Source organism: Pacificispira spongiicola, assembly GCF_012926505.1.
In the GTDB taxonomy this organism is placed as follows: Bacteria; Pseudomonadota; Alphaproteobacteria; order UBA8366; family Aestuariispiraceae; genus Pacificispira; species Pacificispira spongiicola.
The window spans coordinates 91,381-114,482 of sequence record NZ_JABBNT010000001.1; the positions used below are offsets into that span (position 1 = coordinate 91,381).

The 23,102-nt window shown below is 61.8% G+C and carries 25 protein-coding genes and 1 other RNA gene; 4 read left to right on the forward strand and 22 right to left on the reverse strand.

Features of this window, described 5'->3' with window-relative positions; all coding sequences use genetic code 11:
• Positions 1–62: 62 nt before the first annotated feature.
• Together HH303_RS00450 and HH303_RS00455 are read left to right on the forward strand one after the other, a co-directional pair.
• The gene (locus HH303_RS00450; RefSeq protein ID WP_169623242.1) at positions 63–701 is read left to right on the forward strand and encodes an OmpW/AlkL family protein; all 639 of its coding nucleotides are present in this window, start codon (positions 63–65) and stop codon (positions 699–701) included.
• A gap of 139 nt (positions 702–840) precedes the next feature.
• Positions 841–1,512, forward strand: coding sequence for a nitroreductase (locus HH303_RS00455; protein WP_169623243.1), 672 nt, complete (start codon positions 841–843; stop codon positions 1,510–1,512).
• Here the strand turns inward: HH303_RS00455 and HH303_RS00460 are convergent.
• The 3 genes from HH303_RS00460 to rpsD all read right to left on the reverse strand — a co-directional run bounded on the left by HH303_RS00460 (position 1,499) and on the right by rpsD (position 3,468).
• A complete protein-coding gene (locus tag HH303_RS00460; RefSeq protein WP_169623244.1) occupies positions 1,499–2,272 on the reverse strand; it encodes a heparin lyase I family protein in 774 nt (257 codons plus the stop codon). The two genes, HH303_RS00455 and HH303_RS00460, sit on opposite strands and share 14 nt — an antisense overlap.
• Before the next feature lie 12 nt (positions 2,273–2,284).
• Positions 2,285–2,749, reverse strand: a complete 465-nt coding sequence (locus HH303_RS00465) for a hypothetical protein (protein ID WP_169623245.1) — start codon at positions 2,747–2,749, stop codon at positions 2,285–2,287.
• Positions 2,750–2,853: 104 nt separating this feature from the next.
• Positions 2,854–3,468 carry a 30S ribosomal protein S4 gene (rpsD, locus tag HH303_RS00470; protein ID WP_169623246.1) on the reverse strand — a complete coding sequence of 205 codons (615 nt, stop codon included), beginning with the start codon at positions 3,466–3,468 and terminating at the stop codon, positions 2,854–2,856.
• 247 nt (positions 3,469–3,715) lie between these two features.
• On the opposite strand from rpsD, the gene HH303_RS00475 reads away from it, so the two are divergent.
• Entirely contained in the window at positions 3,716–4,651 is a 936-nt protein-coding gene (locus HH303_RS00475) for a DMT family transporter (RefSeq protein ID WP_169623247.1), read from the forward strand.
• 30 nt (positions 4,652–4,681) lie between these two features.
• Here HH303_RS00475 and glmM read toward each other — a convergent pair whose 3' ends face one another.
• From glmM to HH303_RS00550, 15 genes are all read right to left on the reverse strand, one after another.
• Positions 4,682–6,019, reverse strand: coding sequence for a phosphoglucosamine mutase (glmM, locus tag HH303_RS00480; protein ID WP_169623248.1), 1,338 nt, complete (start codon positions 6,017–6,019; stop codon positions 4,682–4,684).
• Positions 6,020–6,110: 91 nt separating this feature from the next.
• Positions 6,111–7,316: a DUF3095 domain-containing protein gene (locus HH303_RS00485; protein ID WP_169623249.1), complete on the reverse strand. Its 1,206-nt coding sequence runs from the start codon at positions 7,314–7,316 to the stop codon at positions 6,111–6,113.
• A 53-nt stretch (positions 7,317–7,369) separates the two neighbouring features.
• A complete protein-coding gene (gene ftsH, locus HH303_RS00490) occupies positions 7,370–9,292 on the reverse strand; it encodes an ATP-dependent zinc metalloprotease FtsH (RefSeq protein WP_319637262.1) in 1,923 nt (640 codons plus the stop codon).
• Positions 9,293–9,455: 163 nt separating this feature from the next.
• A complete protein-coding gene (tilS, locus tag HH303_RS00495) occupies positions 9,456–10,877 on the reverse strand; it encodes a tRNA lysidine(34) synthetase TilS (protein ID WP_169623251.1) in 1,422 nt (473 codons plus the stop codon).
• A 22-nt stretch (positions 10,878–10,899) separates the two neighbouring features.
• A complete protein-coding gene (gene ybgF / locus HH303_RS00500; RefSeq protein ID WP_169623252.1) occupies positions 10,900–12,072 on the reverse strand; it encodes a tol-pal system protein YbgF in 1,173 nt (390 codons plus the stop codon).
• A 159-nt stretch (positions 12,073–12,231) separates the two neighbouring features.
• Positions 12,232–12,747, reverse strand: coding sequence for a peptidoglycan-associated lipoprotein Pal (gene pal, locus HH303_RS00505; RefSeq protein WP_169623253.1), 516 nt, complete (start codon positions 12,745–12,747; stop codon positions 12,232–12,234).
• Positions 12,748–12,973: 226 nt separating this feature from the next.
• Entirely contained in the window at positions 12,974–14,308 is a 1,335-nt protein-coding gene (gene tolB, locus HH303_RS00510) for a Tol-Pal system beta propeller repeat protein TolB (protein ID WP_169624120.1), read from the reverse strand.
• Between the two features lie 40 nt (positions 14,309–14,348).
• Positions 14,349–15,308 (reverse strand): TonB C-terminal domain-containing protein, encoded by a 960-nt coding sequence (locus tag HH303_RS19935; protein WP_227421447.1) that lies wholly within the window; start codon positions 15,306–15,308, stop codon positions 14,349–14,351.
• A gap of 18 nt (positions 15,309–15,326) precedes the next feature.
• On the reverse strand, positions 15,327–15,710 hold the full coding sequence (gene tolR, locus HH303_RS00520) for a protein TolR (RefSeq protein WP_319637264.1): 384 nt from the start codon (positions 15,708–15,710) through the stop codon (positions 15,327–15,329).
• 63 nt (positions 15,711–15,773) lie between these two features.
• Entirely contained in the window at positions 15,774–16,526 is a 753-nt protein-coding gene (gene tolQ / locus HH303_RS00525) for a protein TolQ (RefSeq protein WP_406610618.1), read from the reverse strand.
• 33 nt (positions 16,527–16,559) lie between these two features.
• Positions 16,560–16,991, reverse strand: a complete 432-nt coding sequence (gene ybgC, locus HH303_RS00530; protein WP_169623255.1) for a tol-pal system-associated acyl-CoA thioesterase — start codon at positions 16,989–16,991, stop codon at positions 16,560–16,562.
• Positions 16,984–18,048, reverse strand: a complete 1,065-nt coding sequence (ruvB, locus tag HH303_RS00535; protein WP_169623256.1) for a Holliday junction branch migration DNA helicase RuvB — start codon at positions 18,046–18,048, stop codon at positions 16,984–16,986. Before ruvB ends, ybgC begins: the two co-directional genes overlap by 8 nt.
• The gene (ruvA, locus tag HH303_RS00540) at positions 18,045–18,659 is read right to left on the reverse strand and encodes a Holliday junction branch migration protein RuvA (RefSeq protein ID WP_169623257.1); all 615 of its coding nucleotides are present in this window, start codon (positions 18,657–18,659) and stop codon (positions 18,045–18,047) included. The genes ruvB and ruvA overlap by 4 nt, the downstream gene beginning before the upstream one ends.
• Before the next feature lie 24 nt (positions 18,660–18,683).
• The gene (ruvC, locus tag HH303_RS00545; RefSeq protein WP_169623258.1) at positions 18,684–19,184 is read right to left on the reverse strand and encodes a crossover junction endodeoxyribonuclease RuvC; all 501 of its coding nucleotides are present in this window, start codon (positions 19,182–19,184) and stop codon (positions 18,684–18,686) included.
• Between the two features lie 52 nt (positions 19,185–19,236).
• On the reverse strand, positions 19,237–19,989 hold the full coding sequence (locus tag HH303_RS00550; protein ID WP_169623259.1) for a YebC/PmpR family DNA-binding transcriptional regulator: 753 nt from the start codon (positions 19,987–19,989) through the stop codon (positions 19,237–19,239).
• Between the two features lie 517 nt (positions 19,990–20,506).
• Here HH303_RS00550 and HH303_RS00555 point away from each other — a divergent pair.
• A complete protein-coding gene (locus tag HH303_RS00555) occupies positions 20,507–21,025 on the forward strand; it encodes a hypothetical protein (protein ID WP_169623260.1) in 519 nt (172 codons plus the stop codon).
• An 11-nt stretch (positions 21,026–21,036) separates the two neighbouring features.
• Here the strand turns inward: HH303_RS00555 and HH303_RS00560 are convergent, their stop codons facing one another.
• From HH303_RS00560 to HH303_RS00570, 4 genes are all read right to left on the reverse strand, one after another.
• Positions 21,037–21,855, reverse strand: a complete 819-nt coding sequence (locus tag HH303_RS00560; RefSeq protein ID WP_169623261.1) for a TIGR00282 family metallophosphoesterase — start codon at positions 21,853–21,855, stop codon at positions 21,037–21,039.
• Complete coding sequence (locus HH303_RS00565) at positions 21,852–22,466, reverse strand: 5-formyltetrahydrofolate cyclo-ligase (protein WP_319637265.1); 615 nt, start codon at positions 22,464–22,466, stop codon at positions 21,852–21,854. The genes HH303_RS00560 and HH303_RS00565 overlap by 4 nt, the downstream gene beginning before the upstream one ends.
• A gap of 80 nt (positions 22,467–22,546) precedes the next feature.
• Positions 22,547–22,706: non-coding RNA, 6S RNA (ssrS, locus tag HH303_RS20375), on the reverse strand.
• Between the two features lie 13 nt (positions 22,707–22,719).
• Positions 22,720–23,097, reverse strand: coding sequence for a cell division protein ZapA (locus tag HH303_RS00570; RefSeq protein WP_169623263.1), 378 nt, complete (start codon positions 23,095–23,097; stop codon positions 22,720–22,722).
• Positions 23,098–23,102 lie beyond the last annotated feature (5 nt).

The window sequence follows — 23,102 nt, forward strand, 5'->3', positions numbered from 1 at the left end:
TATCTCCTTTATTACTGGAATCTCTTCTTTCATTGAGATCGATATGATAGAGGGGATCCTCCATGAGAAAACTGCAAACGCTCACCGGAATTTGTCTCGCACTGGCCTTGGGTGTGGCCGATGGCGGCGTCGCCATGGCCAAGGGCGAAGGCGACTTCATCATGCGCGCCCGCGGGATTGCGTTCCTCACCGATACCGACGGCACGACGGACGCTTTGGGCGGGTCGGCGGAAACTTCCGACGACTATGTCCCGGAATTGGATTTTTCCTACTTCTTCACCGACAACATCGCCGCGGAGTTGATCCTTGCGACGACGAAACACAAGGTGAAGGTCGAAAATTCCAGCGCGGGCGACGTCGACCTGGGTACCGTCTGGGCGCTGCCGCCGGTTCTGACCCTGCAATACCACTTCATGCCGAAGGATACGTTCAGCCCCTATCTGGGCGCCGGTTTGAACTACACGATCATGTACAACGCGGATAAATCGGCCGGAATCAACGATATCGATTATTCGGACGGGGTCGGGTACGCACTCCAAGCCGGGTTCGATTACCAATTGGACGACCATTGGATGATCAACGCCGACATCAAAAAAGTCTTCGTCGATACCGATATCAAGGTGAACGGCGGGACGATCAATGCGAACGATACGGCATTGGACCCGCTGATCGTCGGCATCGGGATCGGCTACAACTTCTAACCCTACACGAAATCAATCCCGGTAAACCCTGCTGCCAACCACCGGCGGCAGGGTTTTGCCGTTTTATTTCCGTCGACCTACTGGAATCGCCCCGGCCTAACCCTTAAAACAAGGGCAGCAACAAAGGTGGGGATAGAAGATGAAGGTTTCCGACGCGCTCGACTCGCGGATCAGCTGCCGAAAATTCCTGTCGACGCCGGTTCCGAAGGAAACCGTTGAGGCCATCCTGAAAGGGGCGGCCCGCGCGCCGTCTAACGGAAATCTGCAACCCTGGCACGTCTTCGCGCTGACCGGCGATCCGTTGAAGGCCGTGCTCGACGACATCGCCTCGCAAATGGCGGAAACGCCGCGCGGAGAAAAGCCGGAAGTCCCGTTCTACCCCGATCCCCTCGATGAACCGTATCAGTCCCGCCGCTTCAAATGCGGGGAGGATATGTATGCGACGATCGGCATCGCGCGGGACAACAAGATCGGGCGCATCCGCCAGTTCCAGCGCAACTTCCGGCTGTTCGACGCCCCGGTCGGCCTGTACCTCTATATTGATGAAACGATGAACCCGCGCCAATGGGGCGATGTCGGTATGTTTGCGCAATCCGTTATGCTGCTGGCCCGCGAACATGGACTTCACACCTGTGCCCAAGGCGCTTGGGGTCAGTTCCACAGCATCTTGCGGCGTCATCTGTCCCCGAAGGACGGTTGGATTCTGTTCTGCGGAATCGCCCTTGGCTATATGGACGAGGATGACCCGATCAATTCCCTGCGCACCGATCGCGCGACGTTGGACGACTTCGCGCAGTTCAGCGGATTTTAGCGCAGTCGAATCGAAGGTTTTCCGACAGACCTGCGCAGGTCGTCGCCGCGAATAGATCGTCATAGTAAACGACCTGTGCCGGTTCCTCTCCGCCCCGGCGAGAGACAAAGGACCGGTACAGTCCGTACTTGTAATAGACCTTCTTCCCGGTGGATTTCGTTTGTCCGGTATAGGCGTATCGCGGTTCCGTCTCGCCATTCACATAGACGTAGAAATACCCGTCCTCGCCGTCGCTCCAATTCACGTGCACAAGGATATCGTTCCAGACGCCCCGCATATCGGCATCCGTCAGGATCATCTTGAAATCCTTGGTATAGCCGGGGACCTGATTGTCCACCCAATAGCCGCCGTTGTTGTTCTGGAACATCCAGACGACGTGCCCGCGGTGCTGATGAAATTGGCCCAAAGCCACCTTCACTGGGTAAATGTTGGGATAATCCGCAGGCAGATAGATCGACCAATGATACCAGCGTTCACCGCCCAACCAGTCGGTCACCGATTTCAGCTCGTGCCGTTCCCGGTCGTTGTCGCAATCGCTCCAATCGTCGGAATAGCTGCAATCCCCGGCGCGCACCTCGAAGCGCTGCGATGTTTTTCCGGATCGAACAGGATACCCGTCCGCCGCGGCGACGGTTTGAACCCCATAGCCCTTGAAATTCGCCGGCAGGCTTTTCGTGAAGGACCAGCCATGGGTGTCCTCCCCGGAGAGGCATCCGGCCAACCCCAACATGGCCGCCACCGCGATTGTTACCTTGTACATCCCCACCCCAATTCAGTTGCCGACAAGAGCCGCCGCCGCACGATACGCCGCCGCGTGATCGATGCGCGCCAGAAGCCGCTGCGCGCGCGCCACCGGATCATAGCCGTACTGATCCGGCCCCAACATCTTTCGGGCATTCAGTGCCGCCGTATCCAGAAGCGGAAAGTCGACGTCTTCCACCGCCCCTGTCCAACTCGGGTAGCGTTTGGACCAGCCCCGCCAATGCTGAGCCAGCAATCTGTCGCGGATGGAATATCCGTGAAAATCGAAGGCAATGGCGCCGTCGGTCAGGAAGATATGGTTCCCGGCGTATCCGTCGTCCGGCACGATGCGCTGCGCGCGAAATCCCGGTAGCGGCGGGGCGTCCAGATACACACCGGCCAGGATGTGGCAGGCGCCCCGACCGAAGAATATCCGATCCGGCAACCGCCAGCGTTTTTCCAGGTCTTTCTTGATGCCGGGCTTCAACCAATACATGGGTGAAGAGTGGCGGCGGGACGATGCATCGGCAACGAAAAAGGACCAAAGAAAAAGGCCTCGTCCGAAGACGAGGCCTTTTCGTATTCCGTAAGAAAACCGAATTAGCGCGAGTAGAACTCGACGACCAGGTTCGGTTCCATCTGCGCCGGATACGGGATGTCTTCCAGCTTCGGCGTGCGGATGATCGACACGCTGAGCTTGTTGTGGTCGACGTCCAGATATTCCGGAATATCACGTTCGGCGCTCTGGATCGCTTCCAGGACCAGCGGCATTTCGCGGGACTTCTGACGAACCTCGATCACGTCGCCGACGCGGACAGTGTAGGAGGCGACGGTCATGCGGCGGCCGTTCACCAGGACGTGGCCATGGTTCACGAACTGACGCGCGGCAAAGACGGTCGGGACGAATTTGGCACGATAGACGATGGCGTCCAGGCGGTGTTCCAGCAGGCCGACCAGGTTTTCACCCGTATCGCCGCGCAGCCGCGAGGCTTCCTCGTAATACTTCCGGAAGCGCTTCTCGCCGATATTGCCGTAGTAGCCTTTCAGCTTCTGCTTCGCCATCAGCTGGATGCCGAAGTCGGACGGCTTCCGCCGACGGGCACCGTGCTGACCCGGAGGGGTTTCGCGCTTGTTGAACGGGCTTTTCGGACGGCCCCAGAGGTTGACGCCGAGACGGCGGTCAATCTTATGCTTTGCGTTGATACGCTTCGACATTTACTATATCTCCCGTTGTATACGGTGTTGTTCCAACTTGTCCCGGTAGTCCGACCCCGTCCTCAAATCTGCGGAAATCCGCAAATCCTTGGAGGGCGGCGGGAAAGCCGGGCAACTCGATGAATAAAAATCACCACGCGCGTCGGCTATCCGCATTCCCGGAAAGCAGGGGCGTTATAGGGAATTCCGCGCCTTTGTCAAATGCAGATGACGGCGACGGGACCGGTGACAAGCGGGAGTGACCTTAATGCCCCTTCAGGATTCCGTTCGCGAACACCGGACGGGCTTCGTCATGACTTTGTTCGGCGTCCTTCTGATTTCGCCCGATTCCCTGATCGTTCGGATCATCGATGCCGATTCCTGGACCATGGTTTTCTGGCGCGGCGTGTTGATCGGCGTCACCTTCCTGGGTTTCATCGCGTTCCGTTACGGCGCTTCCGCGATCCGCAACAGTTTGCGGCTCGGCGGGCGCAGCGGGGTCGGTGTCGCACTGTGTTACACATCGACGGCCATCGGTTTCATGAGCGCCCTGCACCTTACCAGTGTCGCCAACACGCTCGTCATTCTGGCTGCCTCCCCCTTCTTTTCCGCCATTCTGTCGCGCGTGATTTTGCGGGAAGCGGTTGCTTGGCAAACTTGGCTGGCCATTATCGCCGGGTTCTGTGGCATCGGTGTGGTCATGTTGGAAGGCTTGCTGAACACTCATGTCGCGGCCAGTTGGCAAGGCGACCTGTGTGCACTCGCCGCCTCCCTCTCCCTGGCCGGCAGTTTCGTCTTCATCCGTCAGCGCCGCAGCGTCAACATGATCCCCGCCATGGCCATCGGTGGGCTGCTTAGTGCCGTGATCGCCGTGCCTTTCGCCGCGCCATTGGCGCTTGAAGGGGCGCAGATCGGTTGGACCGCCCTGCTGTGCATCGTCGTGCTGCCCTTGAGCTTCGGTCTCATCGCGCTCGGTCCGCGCCGCATTCCCGCGCCTGAGGTTTCCCTGCTGATGCTGCTGGAAACGATCCTGGGGCCGATTTGGGTTTGGTTCTTTTTGGGTGAGGAACCCGGCTTATATGCGCTGATCGGCGCAGCGATCGTGCTGACGTCTTTGGCCGTGCATTCGGCATGGCGACTGACGCGTGGATCCGGCAAGACCGCCGTACCCACCGAAGCGGAAATAGAGGCGGCCGCCGACTAAGGACGCACTGCCCCCTACCTTGGCAGGACGTCAGGCGACGCTTTCCACGGCGCGGGCGATATCGGCGATGACTTGGTCGATCAGCGACGGGTCGTCGGCCTCCGCCATGATGCGGATCAACGGTTCCGTGCCGGACGGACGGATGACCAGACGGCCGCTGCCGTTCAACACCGCTTCGGCCTTTTCGATCGCGGCCAAGACCGGCGCTTCCTCCAGCGGACGACCGCCGGAAAACCGCACATTGTGCAGCTTCTGCGGCACCGGGACGAAAACACGGCTCAAGCGGCTCATCGCCGTCCGTTTGCGCGCACGCACGGCGAGGACCTGCAAGGCGGCGATCAAACCGTCGCCGGTCGTGGCGAAATCGCTCAACACGATATGGCCGGATTGCTCCCCACCCAGATTGCTGCCGCTGGACCGCATTTCGTCGACGACATAGCGGTCGCCGACCTTCGTGCGCGTCAGACCGATGCCGATTTCGGACAGGTAGCGTTCCAACCCCAGATTGGACATGACCGTCGCCACGACAGCGCCGTTCAGCGCGCCAGCGGACGCCCAGGATTCCGCGACCAGAGCCATGATCTGATCCCCGTCCACGATATGCCCCAATTCATCGCAGACAATCAGGCGGTCGGCGTCGCCATCCAAGGCCAGACCGATATCCGCGCCATGGGCCAGCACCGCCTCGCGCATCGCGGTCGGCGCGGTCGCGCCGCATTGTTCGTTGATGTTCTTGCCGTTCGGCGCGACGGCCAGCGGAATGACCGTCGCCCCCAATTCGCGCAACACGACAGGCGCCACCTTATAAGCCGCACCGTTGGCGCAATCGACGACGACTTTCAGGCCTTCCAGACTGATATCTTCCGGGAAGGTGCGCTTCACCGCCTCGATATACCGCCCCGGCGCATCGTCGATCCGCGTCGCCCGGCCGATCTTTTCCGGGGCCGCGCGTTCCGCGACACCGTTATCCATCAGGCGTTCGATTTCCAGTTCGGTATCGTCGGACAGTTTGAACCCGTCCGGCCCGAACAGCTTGATCCCGTTATCCAGATACGGATTGTGCGAGGCGGAGATCATCACCCCGACATCGGCCCGCATGGACCGGGTCAGCATGGCGACCGCCGGGGTCGGCAACGGCCCGAACAGCATGACATCCATGCCCATGGCGCTGAACCCCGCCGTCAGGGCGCTTTCCAGCATATAGCCGGACAGGCGGGTGTCCTTGCCGATGGCCACACGATGGCGATGGCCGCCGCGCTGAAAATGCGCGCCCGCCGCAAGGGCGAGACGAAGAACCGTATCCACCTCAATCGGGGCACGGTTCGCGGTGCCGCGAACGCCGTCGGTTCCGAAATAACGCCTGGACATCGTACCTCTACTCCAACGAAAAGCCGTATTATCTATGCGACCGCATCGCCGAAGAGGCAAGCTTTCGGCCCATTCGGAAGACCGAAACCGATCAGGTTTCCTTCAATTGTCGTTTGAATTCGACGGCGGCGAGGGTAAATCCGCCCATCCCGCCATCGACGAAGTGAATGTGCTCCCCCTGCTCCAGATTGAACAGCAGACAGGTCATCAGCGCATGATCCGCCGCGTGCAGACCGTAGGCAACGGCCCGAGTTTTCCGGAGTTCCTTCAAGTGCGTCTCAATCGCCGATGCCTGATCCTTCCGGCAATCGAGAACCAGCCGCAACACATCGTCGTATCGCCGAAAGTCGGAATTCGCCTGCAGTTCCGCCCGGTAGGACGGTGCGTCATATCCCCCGGCGCTGAGGTCGAAGCGCTCCAATAGATACTGGACGAAGCTTTGATACAGAAGGTAGAGCCAGCGTCGCCAAAACGGCTGACCGGCGCGGGTCAGGCGCGCTTCCATGCGCAGTCCCTTCGGAATCCATTTAAAGATCATGGCGCCGGGGCTGACGGGGCTGGCCTTTCGGACATCTCCCCCTAAAATCGCGGATATCTCACGCAAAAGGTCGCCAAAGACCTTCTGTCGGGCATCCACCTCCGATGCCAGGGCCTGCACGATGACACAGAAGGTCACGCCGTTTTGCGCCTTCAACGGCTCCCAGCGGCAGGACAGCCCCGTCAGATCGGCGGGCGGCGCGTCATCAGGCACCGGGATACAATACCCGTCTTCCAACGCGGTCGGGGATTTGATCAATCCATCGGCCAGTTTTGCGCCACCGCCACCGATCATCGCGATATCGTTGCCGGGACTCAGGCGCAGTTTCGCCACCGCGACGTCTGCCCCTTTCTCCCGCAACGCCGTAACCGGCACCGCCCCGATACGCAGATCGAACCCGAATTCGGCGCGGGTCAGAACAGCCACCCCAATCAGGGCGTCCCGTACTGACGGAAAGACGGATCCGGGACACAGAATCGTCGCCCCGTCCCCACCGAAAACAAAAGGCAGAAAGCTGGCCGCGATATCGCCCTTTCCGACCAACGGGGAAACCGCGTTCAACGCCGCGGTGATACAGGACGCCCCGACCAGATTGACTTCCTTATACCGCCCGTCGGAAATCGCCCCGGTGGAATTGCGGATATCGGTAATGACGACGACCCAGTCAGCCGGCACGGAAGAAAACCGACCCGGCTCCGCAATCAGGTCGAAATTCTCAAAGGCCGAAAGATCGGCGTAAAAGCGGTCAATCGCCATCATGGCAAAGAAAAAGGGCGGTTCCGAAGTACCGGAACCGCCCCCCTTGGTTCATGTTACTCAGCCGGACCCGGTTCCGGGTCGGCGGCTGGCGGAGGGGTGCTGTGCTTGCCCGCCGTCGGGACGGATGCACGGCCACCCGGCTTGGACGCCGGTTCGTCGTCTTCCGGCCGGTGGATCGTTTCGCCCTTCAGCAGCTTGTGGACCTCGTCCCCCGACAGGGTTTCATATTCCAGCAACGCCTTGGCCAGCAGGTGCAGGTCGTCCTTGTGCTCGTTCAGAACCTTATAGGCCAATTCCTCCGCATCCTCGCAGATGCGGCGGATTTCTTCGTCGATCAATTCGGACGTCTTTTCCGAGATATTCTGCGTCTTGGCGACGGAGTGACCCAAAAAGACCTCTTCCTGATTTTCCGAATAGCGCAGGCGTCCCAATTTTTCGGACATGCCGAATTCCGTGACCATACGGCGCGCCAGACCGGTCGCCTGCATCAGGTCGTTCGACGCGCCGGTGGTAACGTTTTCCGGGCCGAAGATGATATCTTCCGCCGCGCGGCCACCATACATCATGGCCAGCTTGGCATGCATCTCCAGCTTCTTGTAGCCCAGGCGATCGCGCTCCGGCAGGTTCATCGTGACGCCCAGCGCACGGCCGCGCGGAATGATCGTAACCTTGTGCAGCGGATCGTTGCCGGCGACATGGATACCGACCAGGGCGTGACCGGCCTCGTGATAGGCGGTCAGGCTCTTCTCTTCCTCGCTCATCACCATGGAGCGGCGTTCCGACCCCATCAGGACCTTGTCCTTGGCGTCTTCCAGTTCCTGCATGGACACAACGCGGCGATTGCGACGCGCGGCCAGCAAGGCGGCCTCGTTCACAAGATTGGCAAGGTCGGCACCGGAGAAACCGGGCGTACCGCGGGCGATGACTTTCGCATCGACGTCCGGTGCCATCGGCACCTTGCGCAGATGCACCTTCAAAATCTTTTCGCGGCCCAGAATATCCGGGTTCGGCACAACGACCTGACGGTCGAAGCGACCGGGGCGCAGCAACGCCGGGTCGAGAACGTCCGGACGGTTGGTCGCGGCGATCAGGATGACGCCTTCATTCGCCTCGAACCCGTCCATTTCGACCAGCAACTGGTTGAGCGTCTGTTCGCGTTCGTCGTTACCGCCACCCAGGCCCGCGCCGCGATGGCGGCCGACGGCGTCGATTTCGTCAATGAAGATGATGCAGGGCGCGTTCTTCTTGCCCTGTTCGAACATGTCGCGGACACGGCTGGCGCCGACACCGACGAACATTTCAACGAAGTCCGACCCGGAAATCGTGAAGAACGGCACATTGGCTTCCCCGGCGACGGCGCGCGCGGTCAGCGTCTTACCCGTACCGGGCGGGCCGACCAGCAGCACGCCCTTCGGGATTTTCCCGCCGAGGCGTTGGAATTTTTGGGGATCGCGCAGGAACTCGACGACTTCCTGCAATTCCTGTTTGGCTTCATCAATACCGGCGACATCCTCGAACAGGACGCGGCCATGCTTTTCGGTCAGCAGTTTCGCCTTGGACTTGCCGAAGCCCATGGCCTTACCGCCGCCGCCCTGCATCTGACGAAAGATGAAGAACCAGAACCCGATCAGCAGCAGGATGGGCAGCGCGTTCAACAGGATGCTGGTCAGCGAGATGCTGTTATCCGGCGGGACCGCTTCAACCCGAACGCCGGTCTGGGTCAGGGTGTGGATCAGCGTCGGGTCCTGCGGCGCGTAGGTCAGGAAAGGCTGACCGGACGTGTAGGTCCCGGTGATCTTGTTGCCGTCGATCCGCACGCTGCTGACGGAACCGGACTGAACTTGCGACAGAAACTCCGAATAGGCCGTGCTGTCCGACTGAACCTGACTTCTGTTGCCGTCGAAGGCATTGATCAGGAACAGCAGCAGAACGATGATGACAATCCAGAGTGCCAGGTTTTTGCCGAAGAAATTCACGGTCGCTATCGCCCTTCCAAGGAACCCGCCCCGGTCACCGCCTATTCTGCGGCCGAGGGGTCCATCGTCTCGCGCCGGGCGGCTGGTGACGCCACGCCCATACGCGTATCTAACCATTAAAGCGGTCTTCCGGGCATTCGTCCAGATTTCCGCTCGTCGGTAGTTACATAAGAGGCCGAACCCCATTTGAAAAGGCCAGTGCGCCCCGGAAATCCTCTCCCCATGCCGAAGAAACGGGTCGAAAAGCAATTTCTCCGGTCAGGTCGGCCCCGTCGGCTGTGTAGTTCAGATGTGGGACGCAGACGATCCCCCCCCGGTCCCGCAGGGTCGGAAGACTGGCCCGCACGGGCCCCGGCAGCGTCTCGACCTGCCCGACCCCGGCCTTGCGCAGGGCGGTGACGCCATCCGTCCCCAAGGCACCGATTTCCAGATCGGCAGCGATTGCGCGGCTCACGCGGATATCGAACCGGCCGTCCCAACTCATGATTTCGTCCCTATCGGTCTTGTGGAGCGCGGCCGCCCCGGCGACGGTCCCCGCCTCCCGGCAGATTAAAATGTTTCCGCGCCACATTCGGACACCGGCTCCGGCGAGCGTCCGCCCGCCTTTCAGTTTGTCGTCCAGGATCGCCGCATGCGCTGCGGCAATTTGCGCTTCCCGCGCCGGGTAGCTGCGCCCCCCCAGCACCCGCACCGCCTCCGACAAAACGCGCAGCGCGATTTCCTCTGTCAGGGCTGCATAAGGTTCCACCGGGAAGGTCAGGAATCCCTCCCGCCGTGCCGTCGCGTGGCGGGTCAGGAAATCGTCGCGGGCGGCATTCAGGCTGTCGCGGGCGCGTGCCATCCGGGCCGCCGTGTCGGCAAGACGGGCCGGGGTCAGGCCTTCCGCCGCCAACACATCCTGCAAGCCCCGCATGCGGACACGGGCAAAATCGGTATTCCGGTTCGACGGATCATCCACGGTCGCAACACCGTGCGACTGTACCGTCGCCGCCAGTCGCGCCTTCGGGAAGGACAAGAGAGGCCTGTAGAGGGTCATGGCGTCGCGCGTACTCAGCGGCGACATGGCGGACAGCCCATCAACGCCGCTGCCCCGCGCCAGTCGCAGCAGCAAAGTTTCCGCCTGATCTTCCTGATGGTGGGCAAGCAATAACCGGGAAGGCGCCTCCCTCCCCTGCGGTGCCAGCCCCTGCCGTGCCAGCCCCTGCCGTGCCAACCCCTGCCGTGCCAACCCCTGCCTGGCAAGCCATGAGCCGATCAGGCGATACCGGATTTCGCGGGCCGCCGCCTGAATATCGCGGGTCGGTTTAGCGCCGTCATAGTGCAGGACAATCGCGGCCAATCCCAAATCGCGCAGACGAGCCCCGACGGTTTCGGCTTCCGCCGACGCCTCCGGCCGCAAACCGTGATCGACGACGACGGCGACGGCACGCCGTCCCCTGCGCTGCGCCCAATCCCGCGCCAGGATGGCCAGCGCCATGCTGTCCGGTCCACCGGAACAGGCGACGTGGATGTCCGCGTCTTCCGGAAACGCCAGGGCGCAGAGCGCCGCTTCGAATTCGTCTTCGGTGATCGGGCCGTCCGTCATGGATCGGCCACCCCCCATTTCGTTAGCAGCCGTATTCCGCCGCCCGTTCTTCCGCCAGTTTCAGCACGGCGCGACGCGCATCCGGGTAATCCGCCTTCAAGGTCTGGAAGGCCGAACAGGCCTCCGCCTTATTGCCGAGCGCGTGCAGGGACATGCCCAGCTTCAACAGGCTGTCCGGCGCCTTCGAATTCTTCGGATACTTCGAATAGACGTCGATGAAGGAGAAGGCTGCGTCCCGGTAGTTATTCCGGACATAATAGGTTTCACCCAACCAATAGAGCGCGGCCCCCGTCAGGTCGCTGTTGGAATGCTGATCCAGGAAGACCCGCAGCGCGTTTTCCGCGCCCGGATAATCACCCTGCCGCATGAGGCCGAGGCTGTAATCGTATAAGGCCTGCGGTTCCGTCGGCAGCGATGCCGTCGAGGCCTGACCGGCCTGCGCCAGATCCGCGCCTTCCACCGGGCCGGAACTGGCGATCGTATTGGGCGCCGGGGGCGGCGTCGCGGGACTGCCCGCCTGGGGGGCGGGGCCGGAGCCCTGGGTGGCGGATACAGACGCTTGCCCGCCCACGACATTGCCCTGCGCATCGAGAATGAGACTGCCCAGCGTCCCGCCTGACGGCGCGTTCTGAGCACTGGCCGGCGTTTCGGTCCCGGCGGAGGAAATCACCGTGGTGCCGATGGACGGCGATGCCGGTTGTTGCCCCGGCACCGGAATAATCTGCTGGCCGCTCGCGCCTGAAGCCGTTCCCTGAGCCTGCGCCGTCGGTTGCCCGCCAGTCGACGACACTTGTCCGGGCGGGACCGGGTTGCCGCCTTCAAGACGGGACAGACGGTATTCCATATCGGCCAGCGCCGTATCCAAACGTTGCGTCAATTGCCGCAGCTTGAAATCAGCCTCTTCCACCCGTCCGTTCAGGTTACGGATATTGTGTTCAATTTCCTGGATCTTCACCTGAAGATGCGCGGCAACGTCGCCGGATACTTCCGTCGAACCGCCCGTCTGACCGAGCGATTGCGGAGGCGTGCCGGACTGACCGTTGTAGATATAGCGCTGCAGATCGGCGAGATCGCGTTTCAGCGTCTGGATCTCGCGCGATAAATCCTGGGCCTGCACGGCGGGCGAGGCAACGGCCAGGAACGCGGCGGCGGAACATCCGATGGTGAAGCTGCGGAGAACGGACCGATAAAACACGGGATATGCCTTACATCTTGTTAGGGATAATCGCTCAAGCATTATTCTGCCGCGTCAGGATGGCAAGAAAAAGGCAGCCTGCTGGCGGAAATGCGAGACAAAAAAACGGCCGCCGGATGAACCAGCGGCCGTTTCTTTAAGCGGTAAGCGCTGAACGGATCAGCTGCCGAGACCACCCGTCAGCACGGTGACCGCGCGACGGTTCTGGGCCCAGGCGGCTTCGTTCGAGCCGATCGCGGCCGGGCGGCTTTCGCCATAGGCCAGCGTTTCGATACGACCGGCGGCAACGCCTTTCGCGATCAGATAATCGCGGGCAGCGGCGGCACGACGGGCGCTGAGCGCCAAGTTGTAGTCATCCGTGCCACGTTCGTCGGCATGGCCTTCGATCGTGACGGTCACGGCCGGGAAGCTGCCCAACCAAGCGGCCTGCGCGTCGAGCGTGCTTTGCGCCTGATCAGACAGGTCCGAACGGTCGAACGCGAAGAAGACGCGATCGCCGGCGACCTGAATGAAGTGTTCGCGCGATCCGGCGACCGGACCCGACGGGGCGGGCGGCGGCGGCGCAGCGGTGGTTTGAGTGCCGGTGTTTTCCGTCGTCGCGGCTTCTTCACCGGACGAGGAGCAGGCGGCGACCAAGCTAACAGCCGCCAGCATCGCAATAACTTTCAAGCGCATTGAGGTACCCCCTACGCGATCGCCGAAAAATCGGCGAGTAAACATCTCGTTTTCATCCGACACGTGATGGAAATGCGGACCACCTCCACCCTTCGGCGGTGCAATAATAAGCATGTCGGCATTTCATTTTCAATAGTAACCGGCGGAAATGCAGACAAATTTCGGAAACATTTACAAAATCTTCCCGTCCTGTTGCAGCAATGCGACGTGCATTTTTGCCGAGTGACTACCGATTGAGGGGCGACCACGCCGGGTCGGCGGCATAGCCCGGTGTCGCAATAAGCCGTTCGTTATATCCGGTAAGGTCGATGGAATAGAGATAGGATTCGCCCTTTTCCCCACGCGTTTCCCGGTAATACATCAGGACACGGCCGTTCGGGGACCAGGTCGGACCCTCGTTGTGATAGCCGCCGACAAGCAGCCGTTCGCCGGTTCCGTCCGGGCGCATGACGCCGATAAAGAACTCCCCGCGCAGGATTTTCGTAAACGCGATCAAATCCCCGCGAGGCGACCAGACCGGCGTGCCGTATACCCCTTCACCGAAGCTGATCCTATGCTGATCCGTGCCGTCGGCATTCATGACGTAGATTTGCTGCGACCCGCCGCGATCCGATTCGAAGGTTACGCGATTTCCGTCCGGCGCGAAGCTGGGCGACGTGTCGATCGCCGGGTCTTTGGTAAGCCGCGTAGACTGACGCGTGCGCAGGTCCATGACATAGATTTCGGAATTGCCGTTTTCTTCGAACGTCATGACCACGCGGTTGCCATCCGGCGAAAACCGCGGCGAGAACGTCATGCCGTTATACGGTCCCAAAACCTCGCGCCGACCGGTTTCGAGATTGAACAGATAGACGCGCGGCGTGTTGTTGTAGAAGTCCAGATAAACGATTTCCTTGCGCGCCGGGGAGAACCGCGGCTTCACGACAAGGCTGCTGCCGTCCGTGAGGTAACGATGGTTGGCGCCGTCCTGGTCCATGATCGCCAGTTTGTGGATGCGTTTGTCCTTCGGGCCGCTTTTCGCGACATAGACGATCTGACTGTCGAAATAGCCTTCTTCCCCGGTGATCCGCTTGTAGATCGCGTCGGATACGACATGGGCAATTCGGCGCCAACTGGCCGCGTCGGCGGAATAGCGGCGGCCCAGCATATGTTCGGCGGCGAACACGTCCCACAGCCGGAATTCGACGGTGATACGGCCGTCCGCTTCCGTGGATATCTTGCCGCTGACCAGGGCCTGCGCGTCGATCTTACGCCAGGATTCGAAGCGCGGGCGCACCGCGAGGCTCTGCGAGTCCTGGTTGAAGGCGGCGCGGTCGATGGCGCGGAACAGACCGGAATTCACCAGATTGTTCTGGATGACATCGGCGATGTTTTTGCCCAGTTCTGTCTCCGGCGCGCTCAACCCGAAGAATTCGGAAATCGCGATCGGCATGGGTTCCACATTGCCGCGCGTAATGTCGATCCGGACCTCCGCCCGGGCCGGACCCGACAGTGCCGTTCCCAGAATCACAACCGCCAGCGCCAGGGTCGCCGTAAAAGCCTGTTTCATCACCGTCACCATCATCGTTTCCGTAGGGCCGTTATTGAAGATTACCCGGAACCTAGAACACCATATCACGCGGTGTGAAGGTCAGGATAATCCGGTTCCATTCCGAATACTTGCCGTCCGGAAGTTTCAGCGGCGAACACTTATTTACCGCTCGGACGACACTTTCCCCAAACTGCTGAGTCGCGGAGGCAGAGAGTTCCGTCACCTCCGCCCGTGCGACCGATTTATCGCGGTTCATATCGATTTCTACCACCGCCAACATGTCCTTTGCATTAGCCGCCCCGACAGGCGGGTTCCAACAGCGCACGATCTGATCCCGCACCACGGCCAGTTCCGAATCCGTCAGACCGGGCGAGGTTATCCGCGTCGCGGGGGTTGCGTTCGTCCGATTGCCCAACGCGGCGGCAACGGCGTCGTTCAACGTCGTGACCTCTTTGGGCTTTTCTTCCGGATTCGGTTTCGGGCGCGGGGCCTCGTCAACCTTCGCCAGCGTATTCAGGACCGAGGACGCAAAGTCCGGTTTCGGCGGCTCCGGCGGCTTCGGTTTCGCCGGCGGCTGGAATGCGGGCGGCGTCGCGGCGGCTTGCTGCGGCTTCGGTTCCGGCTTGGGTTCCGGTTCCGGCACCGGCTCAGGGTCCGGCGTGGGCAGCGGTTCAGGCTCCGGCTCCGGCACGGGTTCCGGCTCGGGTTCAGGCTCCGGCACCGGTTCCGGCGGGGTCGGTTCCGGCGGTGGCGGCGGTGGCGGCGGTGGGGGCGGCGGCGGTGTCGGCTCCGGCGGCGGAGGGGGCGGCGGCGGTTCGTCCGGCTTGGTTTCCTGCGGTTCGGGGTCTTTCGGTTCCTCCGGCGCGGGGTCCGGCGTCGGCATGGCGGCAAGCTCTTCCTCGCTCACCACCTCGAACGACTGTTCACCGCCCAGTTCCAAAAGCTCCCGGTCGCTGCTGGGCCAGGAAATGAAGGCCGCGGCAACGATTGCGATATGCATCAGGATCGATGTGATCAGGGGACCGCGCATCGTCGGATCAATCGCCGCCTAGTTCGCCTGCTCAGGCAATTTCGCCAGCAGCGCCACCTTCTTGAACCCGGCGGCGCTGATCTTGCCCATGACTTCCATAACCCGGCCATAGGCGATGTTTTCGTCGCCGCGCACGAAGATCCGGATATCCGGATTGGCACCATGCGTGGCAACCAGGGTTGCGACCAGCCGCGCAAGATCCGTCGGTTCCTCGTCCAGATAGACCTCGCCGTCGCGATTGACGGTCACGACCAGCGGTTCGTCGCTGTCGTTCAGGGTCGCGGCCTCGGTCTTCGGCAGGTCGACGGGCACACCGACACTCAACAGCGGCGCCGTCACCATGAAGACGATCAGCAGCACCAGCATGACGTCCACGAAGGGCGTCACATTGATTTCCGACATCGGCCGGTATTTGCCGCGTCCCGAAGCGCCCGGACGCCCTGGACCGAGTTGCACGCCCATGGGTCAGCTCCGCTCGTCGAGTTGGCGGGAGATGATGGCGGCGAATTCCCCGGCGAAGCTTTCCAGACGACCGGCATAACGTCCCAGATCGGCGGACAGCTTGTTATAGGCCAGGGTCGCCGGAATGGCCGCGACGAGACCCAGCGCGGTGGCGAACAGCGCCTCCGCGATGCCCGGCGCAACGACGGCAAGGCTAGTCTGGTTGCTGGCGGCGATGGAGGAGAAGGAGTTCATGATCCCCCAGACCGTTCCAAACAGACCGACAAAGGGCGCCGCCGACCCGACGGAGGCCAGAAACGGCAAATAGCGTTCCAGCTTGTCGATTTCGCGGTTCATCGTCAGTTGCATGACGCGTTCGATGCGCTGCTGCAGGAAAGCGGCGGAACCGGACGTCACGCGCGCGGCGGAACGTTCCCATTCACGCATCGCGGCGGAGAAGATAGAGGACATCGGATCGGCGGGATATTGCCCGATCCGGCCATAGAGGTCTTCCAGCGAACCGCCGGACCAGAAAGCGTCTTCGAAACGGGATGCCAATGTCCGCATCCGGCGGAAGCGCATCAGCTTTTCGAAGATGATCGCCCAAGACCAGATCGACGCGAGGGCAAGCAGGATCATCACGATCTTGACGATCATGTCCGCTTCGAGAAACAGGGACATGACCGACAGATCACCCGCGTGATCCATCATCGCCTGCCCGGTAATCACGGTGTCGACGATGCCTCCCCCGGCATCGACTCCCGGCTGCTGTTCCATGGTCTACCCTTTTCCTTCCACTTCGGTCGCCGGTCAGTTGTCCTCGGTCGACCCAGACTCCATCACCTCGGTCAGGCTGGCACGCACAGGGTCGGGAAAACGCCTGGGGCGTCCCGTCCCGTCCACCAAACCGAGAGTGACAGCCAATTCGCACAAGATCGTGTCATTAATAAGGACACGTTGGGCCATTTCGGCACTCGCACCCGCCAATTTCACCAGCGACGTTTCGACCGTCAGCAGGTCGTCCAGCCGCGCCGGTTTCCGGTAATCCGCGCAGCATCGCCGCACGACAAAACCCAAACCGTACTCATCCGCCATTGTCCGATGATCGAACCCGATCGACCGCAATAACTCCGTCCGTCCGCGTTCCGCGAATTTCAGATAGTTCGCATAGTAGACGATTCCGCCGGAGTCCGTGTCTTCGTAATAAACCCTAATGGGCGTCCGATGGGCGGGTTTACGCATCCTCATCCCCCGTGGGCGCGGCCTTCTGCAGCAGATCGAGTTGCGCGGCCATCGGCGCGGGCATTTCCAGCCCGATATAGGACCACCCCTGCCGCGTCAGCATGCGCCCGCGCGGCGTGCGCTGCACCAGCCCCTGCTGGATCAGGAAGGGTTCCACAACCTCCTCCAGCACATCCCGTTCGTTGCCCAGCGCGGCGGCAAGCGTTTCCGCCCCGACCGGTCCGCCGCCGTAGTTTTCAGCGATACAGCCCAGATACCGGCGGTCCATCGCATCCAGCCCGCGCTTATCGACATCCAGACGCAGCAAGGCGGAATCCGCGGCCGCCGCATCGATCGGGCCGGACCCGAAAATGGACGCGAAGTCCCGCACCCGGCGCAGCAATCGGTTGGCGACGCGCGGCGTCCCCCGACTGCGGCGGGCAACTTCCCGCGCGCCGTCTTCCGTCATATCCATGGACAGGACACGCGCCGCGCGTTCGACGATGAATGTCAGTTCGTCTTCCGTATAGAAATTCATGTGCAGGGGAATGCCGAAGCGTTCGCGTAGCGGCGTCGTAATCAACCCGGCGCGCGTCGTCGCGGCGACCAGGGTGAACGGCGGCAGATCAATCCGCACGGACCGCGCGGCAGGCCCCTCCCCGATGATCAGGTCGAGCTGAAAATCCTCCATCGCCGGATAGAGAATTTCCTCCACCGCCGGCGACAGGCGGTGAATTTCATCAATGAACAGAACGTCGCGCGGCTGCAGGTTGGTCAGCAACGCCGCCAGATCCCCCGCCTTCGCAATCACGGGGCCGGAGGTCGCGCGGAACCCCACGCCCAATTCGCGGCTGACGATCTGCGCCAGGGTCGTCTTGCCCAGCCCTGGCGGCCCGTAGAACAGAACATGGTCCATGGCTTCCGCCCGCTGACGGGCAGCATCGACAAAGACCTTCAGGTTTTCCTTAACCGCGCCCTGACCGACGAATTCCGACAGGGTCAGCGGCCGAACGGTGCTGTCCCGTTGGTCTTCGGCATCGGCCTCAGGGCTGACCATCCGATTGTCGGGATCGCTCATCGGCCAAGCTCCCGCAGGGCCAGACGGATCAGGCTGGAGACATCCGATCCTTCACCCGACCGCGCGGCTTTCGCCACGGCGGTAAACGCATCGCTGCGGCCATAACCCAGATTGACGAGGGCGGACACCGCGTCTTCCGTCGCCCCGGCATCTGCCGGCGCCGCCTGACCCGACGCCGGTTTCGCCGACGCGACCGGTCCCAGCGCCATGCCGCCAACCTTGTCCTTGAGTTCGGAGACGATCCGCTGCGCCAGTTTCGGTCCGACGCCATTGGCGCGGGCCACCGCCGCCTTGTCCTGCGCGGCAACCGCCTGGGTCAGCGCATCCGGGGCCAGGACGGACAGAATGGCCAGCCCGACCCGCGCCCCGACGCCCTGCACCGTGGTCAACAGGCGGAACCAATCGCGCTCGCTCTTATCCAGGAATCCGTACAAATGGATGTGATCTTCCCGGACATGGGTTTCGATTTCCAGACGAACCGCCTCCCCTATGCCCGGCAACGCGCCCAGCGTCCGGCTGGAACAATAGACGAGATAGCCGACGCCGCCGACATCGACGATCACGGTATCCTCGCCGACCTCGTCCAGCAGACCTTTGAGCCTCGCGAACATGCCCCGCCTCTCCTCCCGCCTCTGCTATTGCCGGGTTCCGGCCGCCCAGCGGCGGTCGGTATCGGCGCGGTGCCCATGGCAAATGGCCACGGCCAACGCATCCGATGCATCAGCCGTCTGGGGATTCGAGCCCGGGAGCAAGGTCCGGACCATAATTTCGATCTGATCCTTCGACGCGCCGCCGGTCCCGACGACGGCTTGTTTCACGCTTTTGGCCGAATATTCCGCAACCGGCAGGTCGAACAAGGCAGGCACCAGCAGAACGACGCCCCGGGCATGCCCCAGCTTCAGCGTCGTGCCCGGATTCTTGTTCAGGAAGGTTTCCTCGACCGCGGCCTCGTCCGGCTTCCATTCGCGGATCACCTCCGCGATGCCGTCGTGCAGGGCCTTCAGCCGCGCCGCCATTTCGACATCCGCTGGCGGGTGCACGGCACCGCAGGCGACGAAGCGCAGACGGCCGCTCTGGCAGTCGACGACCCCCCACCCGGTGTGCCGCAGCCCCGGATCGAGACCGAGAATACGCATGCGATACGGACTCCCGATTGACGCTTCGGCGCGGACCGGCCGGCTGCCGGACCTAACCGTTCGCGAGCGATTCCATCACGTCGTCGGCGATGTCGTAATTGGCATAGACGTTCTGAACGTCGTCATTGTCGTCCAGATTGTCCAACAGCTTCAACAGGGACACCGCCGTGTCGCCTTCCACCGCCGTCAGCGTCCGCGGCTTCCAGATCAGCTTGGATTCCTCGGCATCGCCGAATTTCGCCTCCAGGGCCGTCGACACGTCGTTCAGGTCGTCCGACGCACAGATGATTTCATGACTGTCTTCGGAACTGGTGACGTCTTCGGCGCCGGCTTCCAGCGCCGCCTCGAACACCGTATCGGCGTCCCCGACGCCGGCTTTCAGCACGATCTGGCCGACGCGGTCGAACATGAAGGAGACGGATCCCGTTTCCCCCATATTGCCGCCGCTTTTGTTGAAGATGGAGCGGACTTCCGCCGCCGAGCGATTGCGGTTGTCGGTCAGGACGTCGACGATAACCGCGATGCCGCCCGGACCGTAGCCTTCGTAGCGGATTTCTTCGTAATCGGTGCCGTCACCGCCGCCCGCTCCCTTTTGAATGGCGCGTTCGATATTGTCCTTCGGCATCGACTGCGCACGGGCCGTCTGGATGGCCAGACGCAGGCGCGAATTCGAATCAGGATCGCCGCCGCCCATCTTGGCCGCGACCATGATTTCCTTACCGAGCTTCGCAAAGAGTTGCGCCCGTTTCCGGTCCTGCGCCCCCTTGCGGTACATGATGTTCTTAAACTTTGAATGGCCGGCCATACTCTCACCATCGATGTTGCGATCCCGGGACTTGGGACCGATGACGTCTGTCCCGCCGAGCGGTTCGGAAACCCTCTAGAGGGAATTTCCAGAGGCGTTATTCTCGGCTCCGGCGACCGGTGCCGTCCGCCTTCGGCAGGGCAACCCAGATCGCGCATAACTTCGGGAGCGTCCAATAGGCCGACTCAGCGGAATTTGCAACTACAGCCCTTGAAACGCGACGGCGCCACGTTCACCCAAAAATAGTAATAAAGACCCTAGTAACGACAATATTCTCTTAATGAGTGTTTTGCGAATTCTATCGCCCGCGACGCGGTTATTACGCTGCACAGGATTTTAGTATAATATTGGATTGTCTTTCGGGTTTCAAAGCCAGTTGAAGACTATATTATTGCCGTGGGCAGGTACGGGGTTGTAAGGCATGCAGCCTTCTCCCGTAGAACAGTGCATTCGGAGCGGATATCCGATCTTGGACGCGTGTTCGACGCGGCATCCGGGACCGTAAAGGGTGGCTTGAATGGGCAAGAACGCAAAAGATCCATCCGAAGACACGGCTCCGTCGGAAAGCGTCGACGACGATATTGCATCTTTTTCGCCTATTCCGTCTTTTGTCGGTCGCCCTGAGAAATCCGAACGTGTTGCCAGTGCAGAAGCCGCCATTCGGAAGATGACGGAAGATTTCCCGGTTTGGGCGCTGGAAGATATCGGCAAACTCGACGCCCATTTACGCGAGGCGACACCTACATCCGGAAACGGCAAGGCCGCCCTGTCGGAAGCGTTCAAGATCGTGCACGACATGCGCGGCCAAGGGGGCAGCTTCGGCTATCCGCTGATCACGCGGATATCGGGTTCGTTCTGCCGGTTTCTGGAAGCGGTGGAGGATGTTACCCCGCAGGTTCTGGCCATCAGCAACGCCCACGCCAAAGCACTGCGCACCATTCTCGAAAACCGCATCAGCGGGAATGGCGGGGACATGGGCGACAAGATCGCGTCCGGCTTGGAAAACGCCACCGCGAAATACTTGGCCAATCAGTAGATTTTCGGAGATCAGGCCGACGGCCAGGCCCGCGCCAGTTTCCCGCCAATTCGCAACGGCTGCACGGACACCGCCAGTCCGGTCTTCGGGTCCGTTTCAACGACCGTACCACAAACGGTCGCCTCCCCTTCCGCCGGGCTCAGGCGCGGTTTCGGCAAATGTCCCAGGAACCGGCTTAGCGCGGCATCCTTGTCCATGCCGATAATGCTGTCGTAATCGCCGCACATCCCGGCATCTGTCTGATAGGCCGTGCCGTTTTCGAGGATGTGGGCGTCCCCGGTCGGCACATGGGTATGCGTGCCGACGACCAGACTGGCGCGACCGTCGCTGAAATGACCGATACCGTATTTTTCCGACGTGGCCTCGCCATGCATGTCGACCAGGACGAAATCCATCCCCGCATCGAAGGGCACGCCCTCCGGCAACGCCCGGTCCAGGGCCTCGAACGGATTGTCCAGACTTTCCATGAACAGGCGGCACATGACGTTGATCACCAGGACGCGATGGCCGCCCCGACTTTCATAGACCCCGGTCCCCTTCCCCGGCGTTCCCGGTGGGAAATTCGCCGGACGCAGCAGGCGCGGTTCCTCGTCGATGTAAGTCAGGATTTCCGCCCGGTCCCAGCTGTGATTGCCGCCGGTGATGACATCCACGCCGACCTCGAACAGTTCGTCACAGATTTTGGGGGAAATACCGAAACCGTGGGCCGCGTTTTCGCCGTTCACCACAACGAAATCCAGGCCCAGTTGGTCGCGTAGACGCGGCAATTCGGCAACAACGGCATCCCGGCCCGCGCGCCCGACGATATCGCCCAGAAACAGAACCTTCATCGTACCGTTCCCGGCATCTGATCCGCTCTTGTTAGCCGGATCGCTTCCTTTTCCGTCACGATCCAATCCAATGGCTGGTCCAGGGAGTCATGCGGCACGGCATCGACCTCCTGCCCGGCAAAGGCGACACCGACCGCGACAACACGCTTCATCCCACGCAAGCGATCGAGACTGCGGTCATAGAACCCGCCGCCATAGCCCAATCGGTATCCCTGCCGGTCGAAGGCCAGCATCGGCACAAGCAGTAAATCGGGTTCCACCACCGCTGCCGTGTCGGCGGGCGCACGGGTGCCGAAGCTTTCCTCAATCAAGAGGTCACCCGGCGTCCAGGCTCGGAAGACCAGCGGCGCATCCTTTTGCACCACGCAGGGAAGGCAGACCGTACAGCCCATTTCCCGGAACCGGTCCAGCGCCTTCAATGTATTGATTTCACTGCCGATGGGCAGAAAGCCGGACACGACGGATCCGGCCCGAATCAGCCCTTCCGCGCGCGCGGGTCCGTCGAGGACACGATCCGCCAACACGTGCGCGGCATCCTTTCCCGCGGCGTCTTTCGCGGCCTTGCGGGACGCGGTGGCGAGCCGTCGCGCGGCCTTTTTAAGGTCCGCCACTCCGCCATCCGGCGCGGGCGCATTTGTGGGACTGGATGCCATAAGCTGAAAAATATCCGAACCGATAGATAACAATGCGGGCGTGGCCGCCTCCGCCGTGGCCTCTTCTCTGGTCCTCTGGAGCCTACAGTTGTAGGTGGGCACCGCGGTACCGGGACCGGAATCCCGGCAGAGGCAGCTCCCAAGAGGAGAGTATAGCCCCCGGGACAAGTTTGGCTTCACGCAACGGCGCAGCACACGCCCAGCGGATTACTTAGTCTCCTTGTAACCCCGCCGCAAGGGCGTCGATCCGCTGCGTCGCCTCCGCCAGTTGCGCCTGAAGGGTCGCGGCCTGTTCCTCCGCCGCCTGCGCGCGGGCCTCCAAGGCTGCGATTTCCTGGGAATTATCCGGCGCGGCCGGGGCTTCAACCGGCTCCGCCAGGGCAACGGCGGGTGCCGATTCCAACCGGTCTATCAGAGACAGGCCGGAAATCACCAGAAGGCGGGAATCGCCGATTTGACCGACGGCGCGCGCCAATCCCGCGACTTCTCGATCCAGGGCATCCGCCAATTCCTGAAGACGCGGTTCCTGCCCGTCTTCACAAGCGACGGTGTAGGGACGATTGTTGATCGTGATCGTAACCTGGGCCATGACGA